This is a genomic window from Agromyces zhanjiangensis (assembly GCF_040496055.1).
Lineage (GTDB): Bacteria > Actinomycetota > Actinomycetes > Actinomycetales > Microbacteriaceae > Agromyces > Agromyces zhanjiangensis.
The window spans coordinates 280,419-305,956 of record NZ_JBEPKB010000004.1 but is presented as its reverse complement, the minus strand read 5'-3'; the positions used below and the strand labels follow the sequence as shown (position 1 = coordinate 305,956).

24 protein-coding genes are annotated in these 25,538 nt (G+C 72.1%); 8 read left to right on the top strand and 16 right to left on the bottom strand.

Annotated elements, in window-relative coordinates; all coding sequences use genetic code 11:
* Window positions 1–4: 4 nt before the first annotated feature.
* Window positions 5–1,213, bottom strand: coding sequence for a 30S ribosomal protein S6--L-glutamate ligase (rimK, locus tag ABME02_RS10545; protein WP_353815259.1), 1,209 nt, complete (start codon window positions 1,211–1,213; stop codon window positions 5–7).
* A 26-nt stretch (window positions 1,214–1,239) separates the two neighbouring features.
* Here rimK and ABME02_RS10540 point away from each other — a divergent pair, with 26 nt between their 5' ends.
* Window positions 1,240–1,722: an ATP-dependent zinc protease family protein gene (locus tag ABME02_RS10540; protein ID WP_353815258.1), complete on the top strand. Its 483-nt coding sequence runs from the start codon at window positions 1,240–1,242 to the stop codon at window positions 1,720–1,722.
* 22 nt (window positions 1,723–1,744) lie between these two features.
* On the opposite strand, the gene ABME02_RS10535 is transcribed toward ABME02_RS10540, so the two are convergent.
* The 5 genes from ABME02_RS10535 to ABME02_RS10515 form a co-directional block, all read right to left on the bottom strand.
* Window positions 1,745–2,689, bottom strand: coding sequence for a 1-phosphofructokinase family hexose kinase (locus ABME02_RS10535; protein WP_353815257.1), 945 nt, complete (start codon window positions 2,687–2,689; stop codon window positions 1,745–1,747).
* 68 nt (window positions 2,690–2,757) lie between these two features.
* Window positions 2,758–3,990 carry a metal-dependent hydrolase family protein gene (locus ABME02_RS10530; protein WP_353815256.1) on the bottom strand — a complete coding sequence of 411 codons (1,233 nt, stop codon included), beginning with the start codon at window positions 3,988–3,990 and terminating at the stop codon, window positions 2,758–2,760.
* Window positions 3,991–4,001: 11 nt separating this feature from the next.
* A complete protein-coding gene (locus ABME02_RS10525; protein WP_353815255.1) occupies window positions 4,002–5,240 on the bottom strand; it encodes an arginine deiminase in 1,239 nt (412 codons plus the stop codon).
* 35 nt (window positions 5,241–5,275) lie between these two features.
* Window positions 5,276–6,736, bottom strand: a complete 1,461-nt coding sequence (locus ABME02_RS10520) for a basic amino acid/polyamine antiporter (RefSeq protein WP_353815254.1) — start codon at window positions 6,734–6,736, stop codon at window positions 5,276–5,278.
* A gap of 200 nt (window positions 6,737–6,936) precedes the next feature.
* Window positions 6,937–10,566: a proline dehydrogenase family protein gene (locus ABME02_RS10515; RefSeq protein WP_353815253.1), complete on the bottom strand. Its 3,630-nt coding sequence runs from the start codon at window positions 10,564–10,566 to the stop codon at window positions 6,937–6,939.
* A 201-nt stretch (window positions 10,567–10,767) separates the two neighbouring features.
* Here ABME02_RS10515 and ABME02_RS10510 point away from each other — a divergent pair, with 201 nt between their 5' ends.
* Together ABME02_RS10510 and ABME02_RS10505 are read left to right on the top strand one after the other, a co-directional pair.
* On the top strand, window positions 10,768–11,763 hold the full coding sequence (locus ABME02_RS10510) for a LysR family transcriptional regulator (RefSeq protein WP_353815252.1): 996 nt from the start codon (window positions 10,768–10,770) through the stop codon (window positions 11,761–11,763).
* 45 nt (window positions 11,764–11,808) lie between these two features.
* A complete protein-coding gene (locus ABME02_RS10505) occupies window positions 11,809–12,201 on the top strand; it encodes an META domain-containing protein (RefSeq protein WP_353815251.1) in 393 nt (130 codons plus the stop codon).
* A gap of 94 nt (window positions 12,202–12,295) precedes the next feature.
* On the opposite strand, the gene ABME02_RS10500 is transcribed toward ABME02_RS10505, so the two are convergent.
* Together ABME02_RS10500 and ABME02_RS10495 are read right to left on the bottom strand one after the other, a co-directional pair.
* Window positions 12,296–12,751, bottom strand: coding sequence for a VOC family protein (locus ABME02_RS10500; protein WP_353815250.1), 456 nt, complete (start codon window positions 12,749–12,751; stop codon window positions 12,296–12,298).
* 154 nt (window positions 12,752–12,905) lie between these two features.
* Complete coding sequence (locus ABME02_RS10495; protein WP_353815249.1) at window positions 12,906–13,916, bottom strand: helix-turn-helix transcriptional regulator; 1,011 nt, start codon at window positions 13,914–13,916, stop codon at window positions 12,906–12,908.
* A gap of 272 nt (window positions 13,917–14,188) precedes the next feature.
* Here ABME02_RS10495 and ABME02_RS10490 point away from each other — a divergent pair, with 272 nt between their 5' ends.
* Window positions 14,189–15,961 (top strand): phytoene desaturase family protein, encoded by a 1,773-nt coding sequence (locus ABME02_RS10490; RefSeq protein ID WP_353815248.1) that lies wholly within the window; start codon window positions 14,189–14,191, stop codon window positions 15,959–15,961.
* 21 nt (window positions 15,962–15,982) lie between these two features.
* On the opposite strand, the gene ABME02_RS10485 is transcribed toward ABME02_RS10490, so the two are convergent.
* Window positions 15,983–16,354 (bottom strand): hypothetical protein, encoded by a 372-nt coding sequence (locus ABME02_RS10485; RefSeq protein WP_353815247.1) that lies wholly within the window; start codon window positions 16,352–16,354, stop codon window positions 15,983–15,985.
* Between the two features lie 70 nt (window positions 16,355–16,424).
* Here ABME02_RS10485 and ABME02_RS10480 point away from each other — a divergent pair, with 70 nt between their 5' ends.
* Both ABME02_RS10480 and ABME02_RS10475 read left to right on the top strand, forming a co-directional pair.
* The gene (locus ABME02_RS10480; RefSeq protein WP_353815246.1) at window positions 16,425–16,955 is read left to right on the top strand and encodes an SRPBCC domain-containing protein; all 531 of its coding nucleotides are present in this window, start codon (window positions 16,425–16,427) and stop codon (window positions 16,953–16,955) included.
* Window positions 16,956–17,013: 58 nt separating this feature from the next.
* Window positions 17,014–18,129 carry an AI-2E family transporter gene (locus ABME02_RS10475; protein WP_353815245.1) on the top strand — a complete coding sequence of 372 codons (1,116 nt, stop codon included), beginning with the start codon at window positions 17,014–17,016 and terminating at the stop codon, window positions 18,127–18,129.
* 19 nt (window positions 18,130–18,148) lie between these two features.
* Here the strand turns inward: ABME02_RS10475 and ABME02_RS10470 are convergent, their stop codons facing one another.
* From ABME02_RS10470 to ABME02_RS10455, 4 genes are all read right to left on the bottom strand, one after another.
* A complete protein-coding gene (locus tag ABME02_RS10470; protein WP_353815244.1) occupies window positions 18,149–18,724 on the bottom strand; it encodes an acyl-CoA thioesterase in 576 nt (191 codons plus the stop codon).
* Window positions 18,725–18,795: 71 nt separating this feature from the next.
* Window positions 18,796–19,362, bottom strand: coding sequence for an acyl-CoA thioesterase (locus ABME02_RS10465; protein WP_353815243.1), 567 nt, complete (start codon window positions 19,360–19,362; stop codon window positions 18,796–18,798).
* Window positions 19,363–19,492: 130 nt separating this feature from the next.
* Window positions 19,493–20,668, bottom strand: coding sequence for a bifunctional 2-methylcitrate synthase/citrate synthase (locus ABME02_RS10460; RefSeq protein ID WP_353815242.1), 1,176 nt, complete (start codon window positions 20,666–20,668; stop codon window positions 19,493–19,495).
* 175 nt (window positions 20,669–20,843) lie between these two features.
* Window positions 20,844–22,382, bottom strand: a complete 1,539-nt coding sequence (locus ABME02_RS10455) for an MmgE/PrpD family protein (protein WP_353815241.1) — start codon at window positions 22,380–22,382, stop codon at window positions 20,844–20,846.
* 82 nt (window positions 22,383–22,464) lie between these two features.
* Between ABME02_RS10455 and ABME02_RS10450 the strand changes: the two genes are divergently transcribed.
* On the top strand, window positions 22,465–23,778 hold the full coding sequence (locus ABME02_RS10450; protein WP_353815240.1) for an aminotransferase class V-fold PLP-dependent enzyme: 1,314 nt from the start codon (window positions 22,465–22,467) through the stop codon (window positions 23,776–23,778).
* The gene (gene sufU / locus ABME02_RS10445) at window positions 23,778–24,218 is read left to right on the top strand and encodes a Fe-S cluster assembly sulfur transfer protein SufU (protein WP_353815239.1); all 441 of its coding nucleotides are present in this window, start codon (window positions 23,778–23,780) and stop codon (window positions 24,216–24,218) included. Before ABME02_RS10450 ends, sufU begins: the two co-directional genes overlap by 1 nt.
* A 48-nt stretch (window positions 24,219–24,266) precedes the next feature.
* Here sufU and ABME02_RS10440 read toward each other — a convergent pair whose 3' ends face one another.
* The 3 genes from ABME02_RS10440 to ABME02_RS10430 form a co-directional block, all read right to left on the bottom strand.
* Entirely contained in the window at window positions 24,267–24,605 is a 339-nt protein-coding gene (locus ABME02_RS10440; RefSeq protein ID WP_353815237.1) for a YciI family protein, read from the bottom strand.
* Between the two features lie 83 nt (window positions 24,606–24,688).
* Complete coding sequence (locus ABME02_RS10435; RefSeq protein WP_353815236.1) at window positions 24,689–25,126, bottom strand: SRPBCC family protein; 438 nt, start codon at window positions 25,124–25,126, stop codon at window positions 24,689–24,691.
* Window positions 25,119–25,517, bottom strand: coding sequence for an ArsR/SmtB family transcription factor (locus tag ABME02_RS10430; protein WP_353815235.1), 399 nt, complete (start codon window positions 25,515–25,517; stop codon window positions 25,119–25,121). The genes ABME02_RS10435 and ABME02_RS10430 overlap by 8 nt, the downstream gene beginning before the upstream one ends.
* Between the last annotated feature and the right edge of the window lie 21 nt (window positions 25,518–25,538).

The following is a 25,538-nucleotide window of genomic DNA, read 5'->3' as shown; positions in this document are numbered from 1 at the left end:
CGCGTCAGCTCGCGGCGGCCTCCGACGGCGCCGGGATCGGCTCCTTCGGCAGGCGTCGGACCTTCTGCCGCCGCCGACGGCGCTCCGGGATCATCGAGCGCATCTCCTCGAGCTTGCCGAAGCAGAGCAGTCGGTCCTCGGCCTCGAGCACGACGCCCTTGCGCGGGTTCGGGATGACGGTCGCACCGCGGTGCAACGTGAGCACCGTGATGTCGCGCTCCCAGAGGCCGGACTCGCCGAGCGACTTGCCGACGAGGTCCGCCGCACCGTGCACGACGAGTTCGGCGACGCCGTACCCGGTCGATACCGTGAGCCGCTGCCGCACGTCGATCTCGGGGAAGGCGACCTGGTTTCCGATGTAGTCGATGATGGCGCCCGCGACATCCAGGTTCGTCGCCGTCTCGATGCCCTGCAGCCCGGGCGAGGAGTTGACCTCCATGACGAGCGGGCCCTCGTTGCCCTCGAGCATGTCGACGCCCGCGACCTTGAGCCCCATGATCTGCGCCGACCGCACCGCGGCCTGCTCGTACTCGGGCGTGAGTTCGACGCGTTCCACGCTGCCGCCGCGGTGCACGTTCGAGCGGAACTCGTCGCCGCTCGCGACGCGGCGCATGGCGGCGACCACGCGGTCGCCGACGACGAGGGCGCGGATGTCGCGCCCTCGGCTCTCGGCGATGAACTTCTGGATCAGCACGTTCTGCTTCGTCGAGTGCAGGGTCTCGATGATCGCCTCGGCGACCTTGACCGTCGGGGCCAGGATGACGCCGATGCCCTGCGTGCCCTCGAGCAGCTTGATGACGACGGGCGCGCCGCCGACCGACTCGATCGCGGGGCGCAGGTCGGCGCGGTTGCGCACGAACGTCGTCGCGGGCAGCGCGATGTTGTGGCGCGAGAGGATCTGGTTCGCGCGCAGCTTGTCGCGCGCGTTCGTGATGCCGTTCGCGGTGTTCGGCGTGTACACGTCCATCTGCTCGAACTGCCGCACCACTGCGGTTCCGAAGTAGGTGATCGAGTTGCCGATGCGCGGAAGGATCGCGTCGTAGTCCGACAGCGGTCGACCGCGGTACTGCAGGTCGGGTTCGGCGCCGGAGAGGTCGATGCCGAAGCGGAGGGTGTTGAGGACCTTGACCTCGTGGCCGCGCTGCTGCGCTGCAGCACGGAGACGCTGGGTCGAGTACGCCTGCGGCGCGCGCGACAGGATCGCGAGTTTCATTCGGGAGTCCCTGCGAAGATGATCGGGTGACGGATGTGCCGAACCATTCAAACACCATCGCCGGATGGCGCGAATGGGTGCGCCTCCCGCAGGCCGACGTGGGGTGGCTGAAGGCCAAGCTCGACACGGGCGCTCGTTCGTCGGCCCTGCACGCATTCGACGTCGAGGAGTTCGAGCGCGACGGCGTCGACTGGGTGCGCTTCGGCATCCACCCCTGGCAGGACACCGACGCGGATGCCGCGACGGTCGAGCTCCCCGTCCACGATCGCCGTGTCATCCGCAGTTCGACCGGTCACACGCAGCAGCGGCTCGTCGTGCTCATGGAGGTCGTGCTGCACGACCGTCCGGTCACCGCCGAGGTGACGCTCACGAACCGCGACGAGATGGGCTTCCGCATGCTGATCGGGCGCGAGGCGCTGCGGAACGGGTTCCTCGTCGACGCGGGACGCTCGTTCGTCGGCGGGCGAGCGCCCCGCGACATCCGTCGCCGCAACCGCGGCCGCGCCTGACGCGCCTCGACCCGGCCGCGGCTCACGCCACGGCGAGGTCGGCCTCGAGCCGCGCCACGTCCTCGGGGCGGCACAGCTCCGTCGCGGGCTGCATCGCCGTCGCACTGCCCGCAGCGACCGCCGTGCGGAACGCCTCGCCGATCGTGCGGCCCTGCGCGAGGCGCAGCACGAGCGCGCCGAGGAACGCGTCGCCCGCGCCGACCGCGCTCGCGACCCGGACTCGCGGCGTCGGCAGGCGCAGCACCTCGTCGCGGGTGACCAGCACCGCGCCGCGTCCGCCGAGCGTCAGCGCGACGACCTGGGCCCGACCCGACGCGACGAGCACGCGGGCCGCTTCGACCAGCTCGGGCTCGTCGAGTTCGCCGTCGGCGCCGACGAGTTCGGCGAGTTCGTCGCGGCTCGGCTTGATGAGGAAGACGCCGGCTTCGAGCGCGCGGCGCAGCGCCGGCCCCGAGGCATCCACCACCAGGCGCACGTCGTGATCGGCGGAGATCTCGGCGAGCATCGCGTAGTAGTCGTCCGGGACGCCCGGCGGCAGGCTGCCGCTCGCGACGAGGAAGCCGCCGACCGGCAGCTCGTCGGCGACCACCGAGAGGCACGCGCGCCACTCGGGCTCGCGCATGGTCGGCCCCTGCAGCACGAACCGGTACTGCTCGCCCGTCGACAGCTCGTCGACCGTGAAGCTCTCGCGGGTGTTGCCGGCGATCGTGATCACCCGGGCCACGAGGCCGGCCTCCTCGATGAACCCGCGGTACGCCTGGCCGGTCGGGCCGCCGAGCGGGTAGACCGCGATCGAGCTGCCGCCGAGGTTCCGGATGGCGCGGCTCACGTTGACCCCGCCGCCGCCCGGATCGAACCGGCTGGGCCCGCACCGCAGCTTGTGCTCGGGGACGACCCGGTCGGCCGTGCTCGACACGTCGAGCGCGGGATTCATGGTCAACGTCACGATGGGTGCGTGCACGGCCATGGTCCCGAGCCTAGGCCGCACGCCCCGGCGTGCCGGGACCAATGGCCGATCGAGGTCGCGCGGCCGCGTCACGCGGGCCGCTTCACCGCCCGCCCCGCCTTCCACACGTGCGTGACGTGCGCCGGACCCGCGAGGACCGAGACGTCGGCGAGCGGATCGGCGTCGAGCGCGATCACGTCGGCGTCGTAGCCGACCTCGAGGCGGCCCGATCTCGGCGCCTGCGGTCCGAGCGTCCGCGGCGCCGTCGCCGTCGCCGCCCGGATCGCCTCGAGCGGGGTGTACCCGACCGAGACGAGGTGCCCGAGCTCCTCGGCGTTGGTGCCGTGCGGCACGAGCGAGTCGGCGCCGACGGTCGCGAAGTCGGTGCCGGCGGCGACCGTCACGCCCGCCTCGCGGGCGACGTGCATCGACTCGAGGTGGCGATCGGCGATGACGCGCGTCTTGTCCGCCGCCCAGCGCGGGAGGGCGTCCAGCTGCCTGAGCAGCCGTGCCGCGATCGACCGCGTCGAGACGAGGATCGCCCCGGTCTCGACCATCGCCGCCGCAGCCTCCTCGTCGAGGTAGGTGCCGTGCTCGATCGAACCGACGCCGGCCTCGAGCGCGGCCATGATGCCGGGCTTGCCGTGGCAGTGCGCGGCGACGAGCCGGCCCGCCCGGCCCGCCTCCTCGACGATCGCCCGGAGCTCCTCGTGCGAGAACTGCTGGTGGATCGGGTCGTCGACCTCGCTGAGCACCCCGCCCGAGGCGTGCACCTTGATCACCTTCGCGTTCCGCCGGAGCTGCAGGCGCACGGCCTTCAGGCACTCGGCGACGCCGTCGCACAGCTGGAGGGGCAGGCCCTGGTGCGCGCCCTCGACGAGGACGTCGAGGGGCATCTCGTGCAGGTCGCCGTGCCCGCCGGTCGTGCTCAGCATCGCCCCGGCGCCGTACACGGTCGGCCCGGGGATCGTCCCCTCGGCGATGACGCGGGCGAGCGAGACGCCGTAGCCGCCGACCTCCCGGATGCTCGTGATGCCGGCGTCGAGCAGGTCGGCCGCCGAGCGCGTGGCGCGCGCGACGTGCACGGCCTGCGGCTCCCGCACGAGCATCGTGAGGTCGCCGCCCGTGACGCCGACCAGGTGCGCGTGGCAGTCCCACAGGCCGGGCATGATCGTCGACACGCGGATCGGCTCGGCATCCGGTTCGGGCGCGCCGGCGCGCGGCCCGGCGTAGGCGACCTTCTCGCCGTCGATCACCACGGCCGCGCCGCGGACGGGCTCGCCGTCGCCCGGGATCATCAGGTCCGCGTCGATGCGCACCATGACCGCGTCCCTCAGTAGTCCACGGCGTCGCGGGAGATCGGGCAGGTCATGCAATGCCCGCCACCACGGCCGCGGCCGAGTTCGGCACCGACGATCTCGATGACCTCGACGCCCGCGTCGCGCAGCAGGGCGTTCGTGTACGTGTTCCGGTCGTACGTGAACACCACGCCGGGTTCGACGGCGACGGCGTTGTTGCCGCTGTCCCACTGCTGCCGCTCGCCCGCGTACCACCCGCCGCCCGGTTCGACCGCGCGGAGCCGCGGCAGCCCGAGCGACTCGGCCACCACCTCGATGAACGAGCCCCGCTCCTCGGTGACCTCGATGCCGCCGCCGTCGGCCGGCCGCAGAGAGAACGTGTGGATGCCGTCGACGATGTCGGGGTAGTACGTCACGAGGTCGCGGTCGGCGAACGTGAAGACCGTATCGAGGTGCATGGCGGCCCGGAGCTTCGGCATCCCGGCGACGACGACCCGGTCGGCGGCACCCTGCTCGAAGAGTCGCCCGGCGACGGCCGTGATCGCCTGGCGCGACGTGCGCTCGCTCATGCCGATCAGCACGACGCCGTTGCCGACCGGCATCACGTCGCCGCCCTCGAGCGTCGCCTGCCGCTGGTCCTGCTCGGGGTCGCCCCACCAGACGGTGCTGCCCGTGTAGTCGGGGTGGAAGTCGTAGATCGCCTTCATCAGCATGGTCTCCGCGTGGCGCGCCGGCCAGAACAGCGGGTTGAGCGTCAGCCCGCCGTAGATCCAGCACGTCGTGTCGCGCGTGTAGATCGTGTTGGGCAGCGGCGGCATCAGGTACTCGGTCATCCCCGCCGATTCGCGCACCAGCGCGACCTCCGGGGCACGGAACTCGGCCGGCAGGTCCCGGGTCGAGAGGCCGCCGATGAGGTACTCGGTGAGCGTCGCGTGGTCGAGCGAGTCGAGGAAGGCGCGCGTATCGGCGACCAGGCCCGACCCGACCTCGTTCGCGACGATCTTGCGGTCGAGCAGCCAGTCCCGCGCACCCGGCACGGCCAGCGTCTCGGCGAGCAGGTCGTGGAGTTCGACCACGTCGACGCCGCGGTCCCGCAGGTGCTGCACGAAGTCGGCGTGGTCGCGCTGGGCGTTCTGCACCCACAGCACGTCGTCGAACAGCAGCGCGTCGCTGTTGCTCGGCGTCAGCCGTTCATGGCTGAGCCCCGGCCGGCAGACGAGGACCGTGTTGAGACGGCCGACCTCGGAATGGACCCCGTACGACTGGTCCGACATTGCGTGCTCCCTTCTGCGCCGCGGCGCGAGGACGATCAGAGCTGGACGACACCTGTGGTGAGCAGGACGACGCCGATCACGGCGAAGGCGAGGATGACGACGAAGACGACGAGCCCAGCGGGCGTGAACACCCTCGCCTGCTGCTGTCGCCGGGCGACGACGTAGAGCGCGGACGCCGGGGCGAGCAGGATGCAGGCCAGGAACAGGAAGGCGTAGCCCGCCGCCCAGATCAGGAACAGCGTGTACGCCGTCGAGATCGACGCGATCACGAGCTCGCGCGTGCGGCGCGCCGAGGCGGCGTCCGCGTAGCCGTCCCGCTGCACGGCGATCTTCACGGCGTAGGCGCTCGCCAGGGCGTACGGTGCGAGCGAGAGCGCGGCCGTGAGGTCGAGCGTGAAGTCGAGGGCGTCGTTCACGAACTGGACGAGGAAGAGGATGACGGTGACGAGGATCGACGTCCACAGCACGGCGTGCTCGGGCACCTCGCGCGCGTTCAGGCGCGCGAAGTACCGCGGCAGGTCCTGGTCCTTGGCCGCCGCGAACACCACGTCGGCCGCGAGCAGCTGCCAGGCGAGGTAGGCGCCGAGCACCGAGATGATGAGCCCGACGCGGATCAACGCGCCGCCCCAGGGGCCGACCGCGGCCTCGAGGACGCCGCCCGCCGACGGTTGCTGCAGTTCCGCGATCTCGGCCTGCGGCAGGATCCCGTACGACAGGATCGACACCGACGCGAACAGCGCGAGCACCGAGAGGAAGCCGAGCACGGTCGCCCGCCCGACGTCCGAGCGCTTCTTCGCGTAGCGCGAGTACACGCTCGCGCCCTCGATGCCGAGGAACACGAACACCGTGATGAGCATCGTGCCCTGCACCTGCGCGAACAGCGCCTCGTCTCCCGCCGGCCCGGCGTCGCCGGAGAGGTTGCCGACGAAGACGTCCCAGTCGAAGAAGAAGACCACGAGCAGGAGGAACAGAGCGAGCGGCACGAGCTTCGCGACCGTGACGATGAAGTTGATCGCGGCGGCCTCGCGCACGCCCTGCCGGATCAGCAGGTAGACGCCCCAGACGGCGGCGACCGAGATGAAGAACGACGGCCAGGTGTCGCCCTCGCCGAGCACCGGGCGCAGCTCCGGGAAGAGCTGCGAGAGCGTCGTCATGATGAGCACCCAGTAGAACGCGTTGCCCGCGCACGCCGACGCCCAGTATCCGACCGCGGAGAGGAAGCCGGGGTACACCCCGAACCCCGCCCTCGCGTAGACGTAGACCCCGTTGTCGAGCTTCGGCTTGCGCACCGCGAGCGTCTGGAAGACCAGCGCCAGCGTCAGCATGCCGAGCCCGGCGATCGCCCAGGCGATGAGTGCGCCGTAGACGCCGGTCTGGCTCGCGAACCTCGCCGGCAGCTGGAACACGCCCGCGCCGACCATGGATCCGACGACCATCGCGGTGAGGGCCGGGAGGCTCAGCTTCGACCCCGCGCGGGTCTCGGCCGTCGATGCCATCAGGGCCCCCTCCCCGGTTCCACGCGCCCCCGTGCGGGCGGTTCAGGACACGGCGTCGCAACCTGCTCCGTGTCTAGCGCAGCCTCAGGGCGCGCACAAGGTCGAGGGCAGCGGATGCCGCCTGCTCGCCGGGCACGCCCGGGGACGACGACGGGGGCGGCCGCACGCGCGCGACCGCCCCCGTGGCATCCGTCGACGCCCTAGATGACGCCGTCGGAGATCGTCGTCGGGTTGCCGAACCGGTGGTTGGTGATCGAGATCGCCTGCTCGTGGAGGAACGGCAGCAGTTCGACGCGGCCCGACGGGGTCACCGGGTGCGACCAGACCGCGAGGTCGGGCGTGCCACCGGTCGCCTCGGCGAGCGCCGCGGCCGAGCCGCCGACGAGCCGCACGCGGCCCGTGACCTCGCCCGTGCCGGCACGCGTGATCCAGCCGGCGTCGCCCTCGCGGACCACGCGGACGTCGCGCGACGCGAGGAGCGCGCGGACGCCCTTCGGCAGCTCGTGCGCGGTCGAGATCGACAGCGGCGACTTCGCGAGCAGGCCCGCGGCGATGACGCGGAGGCCGTCGGCGAGCGTCGCGTCCTCGCTCACGCGGATCGTGACCGGCAGCGGTAGGTAGCGGAACAGGTTCCGCTCGACGCCGAGGCCCGAGACATCCTTGACCGTGGCGTACTCGTCGGCCCAGGCGACGGCGTCGGAGAGTGCGGAGCGGCGCAGCACCTCGTACGCCTCGTAGTCGAGCGACGACTGCGACGCCTCGATGAGGTCGGTCACGCGCTGCTCGAGGCCGCGCAGGTGGAGCGAGCGGCTCGGCTCGGAGTGGTCGGGCGCCCAGTCGCCGAGGCCGAACAGGTAGTTCGGACCGCCGGCCTTCGCGCCCGCGCCGACCGAGGAGCGCTTCCAGCCGCCGAACGGCTGGCGCTGCACGATCGCGCCGGTGATGCCGCGGTTGACGTAGAGGTTGCCGGCCTCGACGTTCGCGAGCCAGGTCGCGAGCTCGTCGGAGTCGAGCGAGTGCAGCCCCGCGGTCAGCCCGAAGTCGACGGCGTTCTGGAAGCGGATGGCCTCGTCGAGGTCCTTCGCGTGCATGATGCCGAGCACGGGGCCGAAGAACTCGGTGAGGTGGAAGTACGAGCCGGGCTTCACGTTCGCGCGGATGCCGGGCGACCAGAGCCGTCCGGTACCGTCGAGCTGCCGCGGCTCGACGAGCCACTCCTCGTCGGCGCCGAGCGTCGTGAGCGCGTGCAGCAGCTTGCCGTTCGCGGGCTCGACGATGGGGCCCATCTGGCTCTGCGGATGCTCGGGCCAGCCGACGCGGAGGCTCGTCGCGGCATCCACCAGCTGGCGGCGGAACCGCTCGGACTTCGCGACCGAACCGACGAGGATCACGAGGGACGCGGCCGAGCACTTCTGGCCGGCGTGGCCGAACGCGCTCTTGACGACGTCGGAGGCCGCGAGGTCGAGGTCGGCCGACGGCGTGACGATGATCGCGTTCTTGCCGCTGGTCTCGGCGAGGAGGGGCAGGTCCTTCCGGAACGAGCGGAACAGCTCCGCCGTCTCGTAGGCACCGGTGAGGATGACGCGGTCGACCTTCTCGTCGGAGACGAGCTTGGTCCCGAGCTCGCGCGAGCCGAGGTCGACGAGCGCCAGCAGGTCCTTCGGGATTCCGGCCTCCCACAGCGCCTCGACCATGATCGCGCCCGAGCGCTGGGAGAGCTTGGCGGGCTTGATGATGACGCCCGAGCCCGCGGCGAGCGCCGCGAGCACGCCGCCCGCGGGGATCGCGACGGGGAAGTTCCACGGCGGGGTGACGACCGTCAGCTTCGAGGGCACGAAGCGGGCGCCCTGCACGTGGTCGAGTTCGCGGGCGCGCTCGGCGTAGTAGTGCGCGAAGTCGATCGCCTCGGAGATCTCGGGGTCGGCCTCGGCGATGGTCTTGCCGGTCTCGGCGGCCATGACCTCGATGAGGCGGTCGCGGTTCGCGGCGAGCGCGAGGCCCGCGCGGTGGAGGAGCGCGGCGCGCTCGTCGCCGGGAAGCGCGGCCCAGGCGGCGGCGCGCTCGGTGACCGCGGTCATGAGCCGCTCGAGCTCGTCGGCGGTCTCGATGCGGTTCGCCTTCAGCGAATCGATGCCGAGCGTCGACGTGGGCACGCGCTCGAGGATGCGGCGGCCCCAGTCGCGGTTCGCGGCGAGCGCGGGGTCCGTGTCGGGCTCGTTGCGGAAGCCGGGCGTGACGCCGGGCCCCGTGAGCTCGGCCGCGGCGGCCGCGGCTTCCGCCAGGTCGCCGTCGAGGAGTGAACCGCGCGTGATGCCGAGCACGACGCTCGTGAGCGAGCCCTCGTGCTCCTCGCCGGGCGCGGGCGCGCCGACGACGGTGCCGGCGAGCTCGGCGACATCCTTCTCGTCCCACTCGGTGCGGCGGTTCTGGGTGCGGTTCGGCGACGGCGCCGGGCCCTCCGGGTCCTCGCTCCCGAGCGCGGCGAGCGAACGCAGGTAGCGGTCGCGCTCGCGGTCGAACAGCGCGCGGTCCTCGTTGAGTTCGAACACGGCCGACATGAAGTTGTCCTGGCTCGCGTTCTCCTCGAGGCGGCGGATGAGGTACGCGATCGCGACGTCGAACTCCGACGGGTTCACGACCGGCGTGTAGAGCAGCAGGCGGCCGACGTCGCCGCGCACCGCCGCGGCCTGGCCGGTGGCCATGCCGAGCAGCATCTCGAACTCGACCCCCTGCTCGATGCCGCGCTCCTTCGCGGTGAGGTACGCGTGCGCGACGTCGAAGAGGTTGTGGCCCGCGATGCCGAGCTTCACGGCGTCGATGCGCTCGGGCGTCATCGACCAGTGCAGCACGCGCTTGTAGTTGGTGTCGGAGTCCTGCTTGGTCGAGTAGGTCGCGAGCGGCCAGTCGTGGACGTGCGCGTCGACGTGCTCCATCGCGAGGTTCGCACCCTTGACGACGCGCACCTTGATCGGGGCGCCGCCCGCGGCGCGTCGGGCCTGCGCCCACTCGGTGAGCTCCTGCATCGCGCCGAGCGCGTCGGGCAGGTAGGTCTGCAGCACGATGCCGGCCTCGAGGCCCCGCAGCTGCGGCTGGTCGAGGAGCCGCTTGAAGACCGCGATCGTGAGGTCGAGGTCGCGGTACTCCTCCATGTCGAGGTTGATGAACTTCGCCGTGCCCTGCGCGGCGCCCTTCGCGGCGAGCTCGTACAGCGGCGTGAGCTTGGCGACGACCTTCTCGATCGCCTCGTCGAACGACCACATCGACAGCTGGCTGACGACGCTCGAGACCTTGATCGAGACGTAGTCGACGTCGTCGCGGGCGAGGAAGTCGTAGGTGCCCTTCAGGCGCCGGTCGGCCTCGTGCTCGCCGAGCACGGCCTCGCCGAGGAGGTTGAGGTTCAGGCGGTTGCCCGACTGGCGGAGCTTCGCGATCGCGGGGCCGAGCTTCGCGGGCGTCGCGTCGAGGACGAGGTGGCCGACCATGGCACGGAGTACGCGCCGCGCGATCGGGATGACGAGCCAGGGGAACGTGGGTGCCATCGCACCGCCGAGGCGGATCGCGGCCTTGAGGTACGCGGGCAGGAACTTCGGCGTGAGCTTCGCGACCTCCGCGAGGTTGCGGCCGGCGACGCCCAGGTCTTCGGGGCGCATGACACCGTCGACGAAGCCGACGGTGAAGGCGAGGCCGTTCTCGTCCTTCAGCACGCCCGCGAGGCGCTGCGCGGCGGGGTCGACGGGGTGGTTCGCGCTCTCGGCGAGCCAGCGCTCGACGAGGGCGACGACGTGATCGGTGTCGGGGACGACGTCCGTGAGGAGCTTCGAAGTGGTCACGACTGCGGTGTCCTTAGGTCTCGGAGGGCGCACGGGGATGGTGCACGCCCGGCACCTCCAGTGTGCGCCTGGGATTCCGTTCGGTACAGCGAATGAATCCGATGCATACTGTTCATGTTTCCCGAATGTTTGCGTCGGGCCGCCCCGCCGCGCCGCCTCGCACGAGAGCACCGGCGGATGCCGCGGAGAGGAGGTGCCCGCATGCTCGACGTCCGTCGCCTGCGCCTCCTCGTCGAACTCAGCCAGCGGGGCACCCTCACGGCCGTCGCCGAGGCGCTCTCGTACAGTCCGTCGTCGGTCTCCCAGCAGCTCAGCCAGCTCGAGAAGGAGGCCGGCGTACCGCTGCTCGTGCAGGTCGGCCGGCGCGTGCAGCTCACGCCCCAGGCCGAGCTGCTCGTCGGGCACGCGCAGGCCGTGCTCGAACGGCTCGAGGAGGCCGAGGCGGATGTCGCGCGCTCGCTCACGACCGTCAGCGGCACGGTGCGCATCGCCGTGTTCCAGTCCGCCGCGCACGCCGTCGTCCCGCAGGCGCTCACGCTGCTCGCCGCCGAGCACCCGTCGCTGCGCGTCGAGGTCACCGAGCGCGAGCCGGAACTCGCCCTGTTCGACGTCGCAGCACGCGACTTCGACCTCGTCGTCGCCGAGCAGTACCCCGGCTACACGCGGCCGCTGCACCCCGAGCTCGACCGGGTGCCGCTCGCGCGCGACGCCATCCGGCTCGCGCTGCCGCCGCACCCGGCCGCACGCCGACGCGGCCTGCGCCGACCCGACCCGGTGGCGGCGGCCCTGCCCAAGGAGGCCCCGACCGAGCTGCTCCGCTCGGTCGCCGACGACGGCCTCGCCGCGGCATCCGAGATGCCCTGGGTCATGGAACCGCGCGGGACCGCCTCGCGCGAGTGGGCCGAGCAGCTCTGCCGCCGCGCGGGCTTCGAACCCGACGTGCGCTTCGAGACCGCCGACCTGATGGCGCACATCCGCCTCATCCGCTCGGGCAACGCCGTGGGGCTCCTGCCCGACCTCGTGTGGGCCGGCGAGGCGCCGAGCGTGCAGCTCGCCTCGCTGCCCGACGACCCGTTCCGCGAGGTGTTCTCGTCCACGCGCAGCGCCGCCTCCCGTCGCCCCGCCGTCGTGGCGGCCCGCGACGCGCTCGCGCGTGCCGCTGCCCGGAGCGAACCGCCCCCGACGCATGATCGCTGACGGCGGTCACGTGACGTCGCGGGCGGTCCCCGCTACGCTGCGAGCATGACCAGCAGGCACAGGCTCGTCATCGGCATGGGGGTACTGGCGGCCGCGCTCGCGTTCACGGGGTGCAGCGGAGCCGAGGGCGAGGACACCGGGGGAACGGTGGATCCCGTCGGCACGTGGGGCGACTCGAGCGCCGAGGGCTCGCCGTACCTCTCGCTCGAGGACGGCGGCGACTTCTCGGGGAGCGACGGCTGCAACCAGGTGAACGGCACCTGGTCGGTGAACGAAGCCGACCAGGTCGAGTTCGAGAACGTCGCGACCACGCTGATGGCGTGCGAGGGCGTCGACGACTGGCTGTCGGGCATGAGCGTGGCCGACGTCGCGAACGACACGATGACGGTGCTCGGCTCCGACGGCTCGCCGATCGGCACCCTCGAGCGCTCCGGCTGACGCAGCCCGGGAACGCGGTGCGGTCCGATGGCGGACCGCACCCCTGTGGTGCGCCCGCCTGGCTGCCGCCCCGGCGCCCGGGCCGCCCGGCACGTCAGTCGACGTCCTCACCGGCGTCGGTGCCGTCACCCGTGCCGTCGCCGTGCATCCACGGCGTGTAGCTGACGCCGACGAGCAGCCCCTCGGGGCTCATCAGTCGCGAGGTCGTCTGGCCCCACGGTTCCTCGTGCGCGTCGACGAGGATCTCCAGGCCCCTCGCGCGCAGCTCCTCGACCGCGGGCGCGACCGCCTCGGGCGAGGTGACGTCGAACTCGATCCACGCCTGCGGCACCGGGCGGCCGGCGGGCCACTCGGTCGTGCCGAAGGTCGCCTCGGCGGCCTGGTCGAGCGGCCAGATCGCGAACGCCTTCGCGCCCTCGACCTCCTCCGTGTGGAAGTAGCGCGGCGCGTTCTCGTGGAACGGGATGCCGAGGGCACCGGCCCAGAAGTCGTGCGAGGCGGCGTCGACGGTGCCGATCGGGCCGAACCCGGCGATGAAGGCGATGTCCATGCCCTCATTCGACCGCGCCCCGCCGACACGCGCCCGCCCTGAGCTCGACGATCTCCGGGAAATGGCGGATTCGCCCGCCCTTTCCCGGGAGTCGGCGCTGCAGGAGCCCCGGCCGGCCGGCTCGAGGGCGCGCCGCCCGCGAGCGTGGGTCAGGTCACCTGCCGGCCGCCGCCGCGAACCGCGCGGCCTGCGCCGCGAGGTACGCGAGCAGTTCCGGGGTCCCGTCGACGCGGCATCCGACGCCCTCGGGCACCCAGAGCAGCGCCGCCGCGACGCCCGCGAGCGACTCCCCCTCGACCGGCCACACGGTTCCGCCGTCGGGCGCGCCGACCGCATCGCGCGCCCACCAGCCGAGCCGCTCTCGGAACTCCTCGACCGGCATGGCCAGGTGCACGTCGGCCCGCACGGCGCGATCGCGCCAGCGGACCGCGCGCTGTACCCGCTCGAGCGCCTGGTCGTCGGTGAGCGGATGCGGCGCGAAGCGCACCCGGGTCTGGAACACGTCGTCGATCCGGTCGAGCCGGAACGTCCGCCAGTCGTCGCGGTCGCGATCCCAGGCGAGCAGGTACCAGCGGCGCCCGAGCGGCACGAGCCGGTGCGGCTCGATCGACCGAGTGCTCGGCGCACCCGTGGCATCCGTGTACGTCATCCGGATCCGCTCGGCGTCGCGGCAGCAGAGCGCGAGCAGGCCGAGCAGGTCGCTGTCGACGGATGGCGCGGCGCCCGGGTCCGATCCCGCCCCAGCCCCCGAACGGCCTTCGGGACCGGTCGCACCCGCCGGCGCCGCCACGGCCTGGAGCGCCCCGATCCGCCGCCGCAACGCGGGCGGCAGCACCTGCTCGAGCTTCGCGAGGGCACTGAGCGTGGTGTGCTCGGCGCCCCGCAGTCCGGCCGCCGCCTGCGATCGCAGGCCGACCGCGATCGCCACGCCCTCGTCGTCGGTGAGGAGCAGCGGGGGCAGCCCAGTGCCGGCGGCGAGCCGGTAGCCGCCGGCGACGCCGCGCGTCGACTCGATCGCGTACCCGAGGTCGCGCAGCCGGTCGACGTCGCGGCGGAGCGTGCGCTCGCTCACGCCGAGGCGGTCGACGAGTTCGCGCGCGGTCCAGTGCCGGTGGCTCTGCAGGAGCGAGAGGAGGTCGAGCGTGCGGGACGTCGTCACGGCCATGTTCCCGATCCTCCACCCATTCCGGCCGGAATGCGTCCGCAATCCCGCACCGTGCGAGACGCCCCGCGAGCGAACCGTCCCGCCGAGCGAACGGTCCCGCTGAGCGAACCGTCCCGAATTCAGGAGGCGTGCGGCGTGCCGGCCGGCGACACGCCGACCCGCGCGACGTGTCGCAGGCGCTCGTCCTGAATTCCGCGTCGGGTCGGTCGGCGGGCGGCGGGAGGGGCCGGGCGGCATGCGGGACGCCGCATCCGCTCGTCTACGCTCGTGTGATGCCCACCGATGCGCACCCTGCCGACGCGCCCTCGCCCGCCGGCGCACCCGACCACGACGTCGTCATCGTCGGCGGCGGCCACAACGGCCTCACCGCCGCCGCCTACCTCGCGCGCGCCGGCAAGCGCGTGCTGCTGCTCGAGCGCGACGACCACCTCGGCGGTGCCGCGGTCTCCGCCGAGGCGTTCGAAGGCGTCGACGCGCGCCTCAGCCGCTACTCGTACCTGGTGAGCCTCCTCCCCCAGCGGATCATCGACGACCTCGGGCTCGACGTGCGACTCGTGCGCCGCCGCTTCTCGTCGTACACGCCCGACCCCCGCGACCCGTCGCGCGGCCTGCTCGTCGACGTCGAGGCGGATGCCGCGACCGCGCGCGACGCGTTCGCCCGGGTCGGCGCCGAGGGCGACGCCGAGGCGTGGCAGGCGTTCTACGCCGACACCGCCCGGGTCGCGGAGGCGCTCTTCCCCACGCTCACCGAACCCCTGCCGACCCGTGCCGAGGCGCGCGCCCTCGTCGGCGACGACCGCGTCTGGGACGGGTTCGTCGAGCGCCCGCTCGGGGAGGTCGTCGACGAGCGCTTCGCGGACGACCTCGTGCGCGGCGTCGTCGCGACCGACGGGCTCATCGGCACGTTCACCGACCTCGACGACCCCTCGCTCGAGGCGAACCGCTGCTTCCTCTACCACGTGATCGGCGGCGGCACCGGCGACTGGGACGTGCCCGTCGGCGGCATGGGCGCCGTGTCGGGCGAACTCGCGCGGGCCGCCCGCGAGGCGGGCGCCGTGCTCCGCACCGACGCCGAGGTGGTCGCGATCGACGCCGAGTCCGGCGAGGTGCGCTGGCGGGAAGGCGGCATCGACGGCGCGGCCGAGCGCGCGACGCGCGCCCACGTCATCCTCGCGAACGTCGCGCCGATCGTGCTCGAGCGGCTCGCCGCGGCATCCGCTCGACCGGCCGACCCGGCGTCCCGCGCCGCCTCGGCCGACGCCGACGCCGACGCCGGCCCCGCGGCATCCGTCGCCCCCCGCGACGAGCGCGCCGCCGCGCATTCCGACGAGGTGCCGCTCGACGACGAGACCCGGCGCCGCCTCGCGCGGGCCGTCATGCCCGAGGGCGCCCAGGTGAAGGTCAACCTGCTGCTGAATCGGCTGCCCCGGCTCGCCGACGGCGACGTCGCTCCCGAGCAGGCGTTCGCGGGCACGTTCCACATCAACGAGCTCGAGTCGCAGCTCGCCGACGCCTTCAGCCGCGCCGACGCCGGCGACCTGCCCGACCCGCTCCCCTGCGAGATCTACTGCCACACGTTGAGCGACCGGACGATCCTCGGGCCGGAACTCGCGGCATCCGACGCCCAGACCCTGACCGTGTTCGGCCTGCACGTCCCCGACCGGCTCGTCGACGCGCACGGCAACGACGAGCTCCGCGAGCGCCTGCGCGACGCGGTGCTGGCCTCGCTCGACTCTGTCCTCGCCGAGCCCATCGCCGACGTCATCGCGACGGATGCCGCCGGCCGCCCCTGCATCGAGGTGAAGACCACGCGCGACCTCGAGCAGGCGCTGAACATGCCCGGCGGCAACATCTTCCACGGCCCCCTGTCGTGGCCGTGGACCGAGCCCGATGCCGAGCCCGCCACGCCCGCCGAACGGTGGGGCGTGGCGACCGCCCACCCGCGCGTGCTCATGTGCGGGTCGGGTGCGGTCCGCGGCGGCGCGGTCAGCGGCATCGGCGGGCACAATGCCGCCATGGCCGTGCTCGAGGAGGAACTGCCCTGAGTGCGGCGGACGGGACGAGCGTCAGAAGACGAACAGCTGCCCGAGGATCATGATCGCGATCACGAAGAGCGCGACGACCGCGCCGACGATGATGAGCGCGCGGCCCGACATCTTCGCGACGCCGTAGCCGACGAGGATCGGGAGGGCCACGAGCAACAGGGTGACCACCCACCAGAAGGCCTGGTAGCCGCCCTGCGTCGCCTCCGAGAGGCGGCCGCCGAACAGCTGCTGGGTGCGCGGGTTGGTCGCGAACGCGAACGCGGCGCTGAGCGGCACGGCGATCAGCGCGAGCACGATGATGCCGCTGAACCACCCCCACATGCCGCTGTGCCGTCCGGCGATGTGGAGCGACTGCTCGTCGTGCGTCTGCTGCGAGGTTCCCCGAGTGCTCATGCGCGCCACTCTAGCCCTCCCGGGGCGGCCGGATTAGCCTGAGGTCAGGACGACACGCATGGGGGCGACGATGACCATCACTCGAGCGACCGGCCACTACGTTCACAAGGCCGACGGCCTCTACCTCCAGTTCGATCGGCTGTTCCATGCGCCGATCGAGGACGTCTGGTACTCGCTGACGAATCCGACGGCGATGCTGGCGTGGATCGGCACCTACACGGGCAACCCGTCGACGGGCGCCGTCCGGTTCCGGATGTCGAGCGAGGACGCGGAGTGGCAGAACACGTCGATCCTCGAGTGCGACGCGCCCCACGGCTTCCACGCCGACATCGGCGAGGGCGAGGACGCCGTGCGCGTGTTCTGCCACCTCCGGGAAGCCGGCGGGATGACGACGCTGACGCTCGGCCAGCGGCTGCGGACGCCCGCCGACGCGACCTCCATCGGCCCCGGTTGGGACTACTTCCTTGATCGGCTCGCCGCCGCGCGGTCCGGTTCGGAGATGCCCGAGTGGAGCGCATACGACCCCGGCCTGGTCGACACGTACCGGGCCCTGCACGTGCCGACCGGCGCCCAGGCGCCCGACGCCGCGCGCGGTCACTGACGCGCCTGCGGCTCGGCGCACCCCACGGCGGCGGCACGCGCCCCCTAGACTGACGCGCGTGAAGCCCATCGGACGGCGTGCGCGAGACCTCGAGACGGCCCGGACCCGGGAGGCGCCGCCCGCGCCCGGCGGAATGCTGATCGACCGGCCCTTCGTCTGGGGACTCCTCGCCACGGCGGGCGTGCTCGTCACCCTCGCCCTCGCGGCCGCGATCGTGAGCCTGTCGACTGTGGTGTTCTCCGTGTTCGCGGCGATCTTCGTCACACTCGGACTCGACCCGCTCGTGCGCTTCTTCCAGCGACGGGGCATGACCCGCGGCTGGGCCATCCTCACCGTCATCATCCTCTTCGTGCTCGTGATCGGCGGCATGCTCGGGCTGGTCCTCCCGCTCGTCGTCACGCAGGCGGCGCAGTTCATCGCCTCGATCCCCGAACTGTGGGCGAACCTGCAGAAGCAGGACTGGTTCATGCAGCTCTCGTCCGACTCGAACGGACTGCTCGCGAACCTGTACTCGACGGTCGTCGACATCGCGACCGATCCGGCGACCTGGGCCACGGTCGGGGGCGGCGCGCTGAACGTCGGCTTCGCGATCATCGGCGGCATCTCGACGGCGTTCTTCATCTTCATCCTGACGATCTACTTCACCGCGACGCTCGACTCGTCGAAGGCGGCGATCTACACCCTGATCTCCGCCTCGCATCGGCAGCGCATCGTCGACATCTCCGAGCAGATCATGCAGAACGTCGGCCGGTACCTCAGCGGCATGGTCGTGCTCGCCTTCTTCAACGCGGTCTACAGCCTGATCCTGCTGACGATCGCGGGCGTCCCGTTCGCCCTCGTCATCTCGGTCGCCGCGTTCTTCATCACGCTGATCCCGATGATCGGCACCGTGCTGACGACGGCCTTCATGACCGTGATCGCCCTCTTCACCTCGCCGACGGCCGCGATCATCGTGCTCATCGGCATGCTCATCTACATGCAGGTCGAGGCCTACATCCTCACGCCCCGCGTCATGAACCGCGCCGTGCAGGTGCCCGGGTCGGTCGTCCTCATCGCCGCGCTCGCGGGCGGCACGCTCGCCGGCCTGCCCGGCGCGCTCGTCGCGATCCCGGTCGCCGCCGGCATCATCCTCATCATCAAGGAGGTCGTCGTGCCGTGGAAGGCACGCAGCTGACCTCGGCTCGCGCGGGCGTTCAATCCCAGGTCGAGGGCGCCGCGTCGCGCGACCGCGGCAGGCCCGCCACCTCGCCCCAGCGCGCCACCCATTCCGGCGGCGTCCGCTGCGCCGCCTCGGCGGGGTCGGCGCCGAGCGCATCGACGAGTTCGGCGAAGCGCACCGCGCCGCCCGACCGCCGCACGAGCAGCTTCCGGACGAATGCTCGCGCGTAGATCTCCGGCGGCCCATCGGGCCCGGGCCGCACGAAGCGCTGCTCGAACACCATCACCTTGTCGTCGTGTGCGATGAGCCGGGTCTCGATCGTGAATCGCTGCCACAGGCTCAGCGGCTTGCGGAAGGCGATCGTCTCGCTCGCGACGACCGGGAACCAGCCGCGGGACCGCATCAGGTCGAAGATCCCGGTCCGCACAAACTGGTCCATGCGCGCGAGATCCATGATCGAGAGGAACACGCCGTTGTTCATGTGCCGGTTGACGTCGAGATCGGTCGGCAGCGTGACGAAGCGGGCTCGATCCACGTCGTGCAGTCCGAGCCGGCGACCCCGGCGTGCGAAGAGCAGCACGCGGAGCATGCTGCGGAACACCAGGTGCATGTTCCACGACGCTACGACGCTGCGAACGCGTCCGGCACGGCACTAGGTCCCTCGGCCCGGACGCCCGGACTTCAACCCCAGACCGACGGCGCGGCCGTGCGCGTGGACGGGAGCGCGACGTCCTCGCCCCACCGCACGATCCAGTCGGGCAACTCGTCGTCGGCAGGCGGCGCGCCGAACGCCTCGATGAGCTCCGACACGGGCACCGTGCCGCCCTCCTTGCGCAGGAATCGCGCCCGGATGAACGCCTGGGCGTAGATCTCCGCCTCACCGTCCGGCCCCGGCCGCACGAGCCGGTGCTCGACGTAGACCGCGCGCTCGTCGTAGCCGAGCAGGCGCGACTCGATCGTGAACCGCTGCCACAGCTCGAGCGACTTGCGGAAGGTGATCGTCTCGCTCGCGACGACCGGGTACCAGCCGCGCTCGCGCATCACGCCGAAGACGCCGCTGCGCACGAGCATGTCGAACCGCGCGACATCCATGATCGAGAAGTACACGCCGTTGTTCATGTGCCGGTTGATGTCGAGGTCGGTCGGCAGCGTGATGAACCGGGTGCGCGCGACATCCCAGTGCCCGAGGTCGGGCTTGCGCCGCGACAGGAAGAGGAGGTGCAGCAGCGTTCGGAGCAACATGTGCATAGTCCACGAGGATATGGGCGATCCCTCGTGGAGATCTCCACCTTGGTGGGCGTGCACAGTGCGATGGCGGATGCCGCGGCGCGGCGTTGTGGTTCGGCGCGAAGCCGCGCCGACGCCTGGACGGTCCGGGTCAGCCCGCTCCGCCGGCCGCGTTGCCCTTCGGCGGCACGTGCCGCTCGTCCGGCCCCTCGTACACCGAGAGCGGCCGGATGAGCGCGTTCGAGGCGAGCTGCTCCATGACGTGGGCGGTCCAGCCGGTCACCCGGCTCGCGACGAACAGCGGCGTGAAGATCTCGGTGTCGAAGCCCATGAGGTGGTACGTCGGCCCGGCCGGGTAGTCGAGGTTCGGCTTGATGCCCTTCCGCTCCTCCATTCCCTGCTCGAGGGCCGTGTAGAGCTCGAGCAGGTCGGGGCGGTCGTAGTGCTCGACCATCCGTTCCAGCGCGTCGCGCATCGTCGGGACGCGCGAGTCGCCGTGCTTGTACACGCGGTGGCCGAAGCCCATGATCTTTCGCTTGTCGGCGAGCGCGGCGTCGAGCCACTCGGCGGCGCGCTCCGCGCCGCCCTCGCCGGGCCCGATCTCGTCGAAGGCGTGCATGACGGCCTCGTTGGCGCCGCCGTGCAGCGGGCCCTTCAGGGCGCCGATGGCGCCCGTGATCGCGGAGTAGAGGTCGGAGAGGGTCGAGGCGATGACCCGTGCGGTGAACGTCGAGGCGTTGAACGAGTGCTCGGCGTACAGGATCATCGACGTGTCGAACGCGTTCACGACCTCGAGCTCGGGCGTCTCGCCGAACGCCTGCCAGAGGAAGTTGGCGGAGTACCCGAGGTCGTTGTTCGGCTCGACGAACTCGAGCTCGTGGCGGCGGCGCTGGTCGTACGTGACGATCGACGGCAGCTTCGCGAACAGCCGGATCGACTTCTCGAGGTTCGCCTCGTGCGAGTCGTCGGGCGTCTTCGGGTCGCTCGCGCCGATGACGCTCACCGCCGTGCGCACCACGTCCATGGGGTGCGCCGTGAGCGGCAGCTCGTCGACGATGCGCTTGGTCTCGTGGTCGAGGCCGCGGTGGCTGCGCTCGAGGTCCTCGAAGGCCGCGAGTTCCTGGTCGTTCGGGAGCTCGCCGTACCAGAGCAGGTAGGCGACCTCCTCGAAGGTGACGGATGCCGCGAGCTCCTGCACCGGGTAGCCCCGGTAGAGCAGCGAGTTCGTCTCGGGGTTCACCTTCGAGATGGCGGTGACGTCGACGGGAACGCCGGCGAGGCCCTTGTAGATCTTCGGCGTCTCTGGCTGCGGGGTCTGCTCGCTCATCGTGCTCCTCGTGGGGCTCCTCGGACGGGCGGGTCGCCTCGTCGCGACCCGCCCCCAGCCTACGGCCCGGCGCCCGCGCGCGCTGATCTCAGGAGTCCCCCCGGATGTACAGGACCGTTCCGGACGTAGGCTCCGGTACATCGCGGGACCTCCTGTGAACGGCGCCCGGCCGGACTCAGAAGAGGCCGGTGGGGATCTCGACGTGGTTGAGGGCGCCGGGGGCCGCGGTGATGGTCAGCTGGCCGAGCTCGTCGGGGCCGAGCTCGGGGAGGCGCTGCGCGACGTCGAGGAACCGGTCGATCTCCGCGGGCTCCAGCACCCACTCCGCGAGCGTGCGGAACTTCTGCACGTACTGCTCACGGCCGAACGGCCGGGCGCCGAGCGGGTGCGCGTCGGCGACGGCGATCTCGTCGACGATCTCGTTGCCGTCGGCGAGGCGGATGACGACGCGACCGCCGAACGCCTTCTCGCCGATGTCGAGCGAGTGGTAGCGGCGCGTCCACTCCGGGTCCTCGACGGTCGAGACCTTGCGCCAGAGCGCGACGGTGTCTGCGCGGTGCGCCCGCTCGGGCGTGTACGAGTCCGCGTGATGCCACGTTCCGTCCTGCAGCGCGACGGTGAAGATGTACGGGATCGAATGGTCGAGCGTCTCGCGCGAGGCATCCGGGTCGTACTTCTGCGGGTCGTTCGCCCCCGTGCCGATGACGTTGTGCGTGTGGTGCGAGGTGTGGATGGTGATCGACTCGATGCGATCGGGGTCGTCGAGGATCAACGGGTACTCGTCGTGGAGCCTGCGGGCGAGGTCGATGAGCGCCTGCGCCTGGTACTCGGCCGAGTGCTCCTTCGTGTACGAGTCGAGGATGGCGCGCTTCGCCTCGCCGGTCTCCGGCAGCGGCACCTCGTAGGTCGCCTCGGGGCCGCCGAGGAGCCAGGCGATCACGCCGTCCTCGCCCTCGTAGATCGGCACCGGGCTCGTCTCGCCGCGCATCGCGCGGTCGACCGACTCGACGGCCATCTTCCCGGCGAACGCCGGCGCGTGCGCCTTCCAGGTCGAGATCTCGCCCTTGCGCGACTGACGGGTCGCCGTGGTGGTGTGCAGCGCCTGCCCGATGGCCTGGAAGATCGTCTCCTGGTCGAGGCCGAGGAGGGTGCCGATGCCGGCGGCGGCCGACGGGCCGAGGTGGGCCACGTGGTCGATCTTGTGGGCGTGCAGCGTGATGGCCTTCACGAGGTCGACCTGGAGCTCGTACCCGGTGGCGATGCCCCGCACGACGTCGCGGCCGGTGAGTCCGCGCGACGCGGCGAGGTGCTGCGCGACGGCGACGATCGGCGGGATGTTGTCGCCGGGGTGCGAGTAGTCGGCGGCGAGGAAGGTGTCGTGGAAGTCGAGCTCGCGCACGGCGACCCCGTTCGCCCAGGCGGCCCACTCGGGCGAGGTCCGCCGCGCGGCATCCGCACCGAAGACGGTGGCGCCGTCGCCGCCGATCGAGACGGGGTGGGCGAGCGCCTGGCTGCGGGCGGCCACGACCGGCTTGCGGGCGAGGGATGCCGCGGCCACGGCCGCGTTGTCGATGACGCGGTTCACGACCATGTCGACGACCTCGTCGTCGACCTCGACCGGGTCGACCGCGACGCCCGCGAGCTGCCAGGCGAGCTGGCCCTCTCGTGCGAGGTTCTCGTCGCTCCGGTGGGTACGCAGGTGGTGGATCTTCACGTCGCTCACGCTATCGAACCGGGCCGGGTCGCGCCCGGTCTTGACGGCGACCTCCCGGCCGGGGCATGGGACGATGGAGGGGATGATCCCCACCGACACCGAACGCGTGGGCGCACGGGCGATTCGCGACATCCGACGCGACTTCCCGGCGTTCGCGGCATCCGGCGACGCGCGGCCCACCGCGTACCTCGACTCGGCCGCCACCGCCCAACGTCCGACGGCCGTGCTCGACGCCGAACGCGACTACCTCGAGCACGACCTCGCCGCCGTGCACCGCGGCGCGAGCGCCGCGACCGGCCGCTCGACCACCCGCTTCGAGGAGGCCCGCGCCGACCTCGCGAGGTTCATGGGCGCCGCCGACGACCGCGAGGTGGTGTGGGCGCAGAACGCGACCGACGCGCTCAACATGGTCGCGCTCGGCATCGCCGACGCGAGCGCCGGCATCGGCGGGGCGGATGCCGCGCGCTTCGCGCTCGAGCCCGGCGACGAGATCGTGCTGACGGAGGCCGAGCACCACGCGAACCTGCTGCCGTGGCAGCGCGTCGCCCAGCGGACCGGTGCCCGACTCGTCCCCGTGAAGGTCGACGAGCACGGCTGCTGGTCGGTCGACGACCTCGCCGCGGTCCTCACCCCGCGCACGCGCGTGGTCGCGTTCGCCGAGATCTCGAACGTGACGGGGCACATCGTGCCCGTCGCCGACGTCGTCGCGGCCGTGCGAGCCCGAGCCCCGCAGGCGCTCGTCGTGCTCGACGCCTGCCAGTCGGTGCCGCACCGTCCCGTCGACTTCGCCGGCTACGGCGTCGACTTCGCCGCGTTCTCGGGCCACAAGATGCTCGGGCCGAACGGCATCGGCGTGCTCTACGGGCGCGCCGAGCTCCTCGACGCGCTACCACCCGCCCGCACGGGCGGCTCGACGATCACGCGAGTGACGTTCGAGACGGCCGAGTTCCTGCCCGCACCGCAGCGCTTCGAGGCCGGCACGCAGCCGGTTTCGCAGGCGATCGGGCTGGCCGCGGCCGTCCGGTACCTCGACGGACTCGGCATGGACGCCGTCGCCGCCCACGAGGACGCGTTCGCCGAGCGCGTCGCGAACGGCGTCGCAGGCATCCGCGGCGTCCGCATCGTCGGGCCCCAGCCCGGGCAGGCCCGCGCGGGGCTCGTGAGCGTGGCCGTCGACGGCGTGCACGCGCACGACGTCGGCCAGTTCCTCGACGACGCCGGACTCGTCGTGCGCGTCGGCCACCACTGCGCGCAGCCGCTGCACCGTGCGCTCGGCATCACGGCGACGACGCGCGCGAGCGCCCACGTCTACACGACCGCGGAGGAGGCCGACCGGTTCGTCGCCGCGCTCGGCGAGGTCCGCACCTTCTTCGGACTCGGAACGGGAGCCGCGTGATGGCCAACCTCGAAGGCCTCTACCAGGAGATCATCCTCGACCACGCGAAGGCGCGGCACGGCGACGGGCCGCTCGACGGCGCCGACGCCGAGCACCACGAGTTCAACCCCACCTGCGGCGACGAGATCACGCTCCGCGTGAAGCTCGACGACGCGCACGAGCGCATCGACGCGGTGGCCTGGCAGGGCGACGGATGCAGCATCTCGATGGCATCGGCGTCGGTGCTCACCGACCTCGTGGCCGGTCGACCGGTCGACGAGGCGCTCGGCCTCGCCGAGGAGTTCCGCGCGATGCTGCGCTCGAAGGGCGAGGGCGAGCCCGACGAGGACGTGCTCGGCGACGCGATCGCGTTCCACGGCGTCTCGAAGTACGTCATGCGCATCAAGTGCGCGATGCTGTCGTGGGTCGCGCTCGAGGCGGCGGTAGCGAAGGCGCGCTGAGCCTCGCCGCGCTGCGCCGATGGGTTCCGCCGACCTCGGCGCGCCGGGCTACATGCCGGGAACCGGCTGCGCGGCGTGCACCTCGATCTCGCAGCCACCGGGCATCTTCAGGTGCGGGTGCTCCTTGGCGAGCGCGAGGGCGGCGTCCATGTCGGCCGCCTCGATGATGGTGTAGCCGCTGACCTCGCGCGTGCTCGGCGCGGTCGAGCCGTCGGAACCGACGCGGACGCCCTCGGCGAGCGGCGTGCCGAAGTCGACCATGTCGTCGCCGACCTTCGCAGCCCAGGCCATCCACTCGCCCATGACGGCGGCGGTCTGCTCGTCGGTGGGCGGTGTGGCGTCGGCAGGGAGCATCGGCGCGTGGTAGATGAAGACGAAGCGGGACATGGTGCGGGGTCCTCTCGGGATCGGTGGCGGGCGTCCCGGCCGGGAGCCCGGGTGCCGGCGTCGGTGCCGGTACGGAGCGCGGGTCAGCCGGTCGACGGCTCGAAGACGGCGGCGATCGAGTCGAGGCATCCGCGCCAGCCATCGCCGTGGCGATCGGCGGATTCGGCGGAGGTGAACCGGGTGTGCGTGATCCGGACCCGGGTGCCGTCCTCGGCGTCGGCGAAGCGCACCTCGACGAGGGTCTCCTCGTCCGAATCGTCCCACCGCCAGGTGAAGCTGAGCAGGTCCATCGGGTCGACGTCGACGTACCTCCCCGAGGTCGCGTAGATCGCATCGGGCCCGTGCATCTCGAAGCGGTACGCGCCACCGGGCCGAGGGTCGATCGTGGCGACCGTCTCGCCGTAGTCGGTGACCGAGGGACGCATCCAGCGGGCGGCGTGCGCGGCATCCGTCCAGAGCGACCACATGGTCGACCGGTCGATGGCGAACGTGCGCTCGATGTCGAAGACGGCGTCAGGCATCGGGGTCGTCCTCCAGAATCGTGATGTACGAGTCGAGGGCATCGAGGCGCGCCGTCCAGTACTCGCGGGCGCGGCCGATCCACTGCTGCGCTTCGATGAGCGCGACGGTGTCGAGGACGAGCCGGCGCTCGCGGCCGTCGCCGACCCGGTGGACGAGACCCGCCTTCTCGAGTGCGGCGGTGTGCTTGTTGAGCAGTTGCGGGGACACGCCCCGATCGGCGGCGACCTGCGACATGCGCGGCGAGTCAGCCCTGGCGGCGAGGTAGACGACGAGGTCGCGTCGCGACCGGTGCGAGAGCGCCGCGAAGACCGCGTCGAGGCGGTCGGCGTCCGGGTCGGCATCGGTGCCCGTCGCGGCGCGCGGCCCGTCACCGCCAGTTGAGTAAACCATGTGGTTTATTATCGGCCGCGT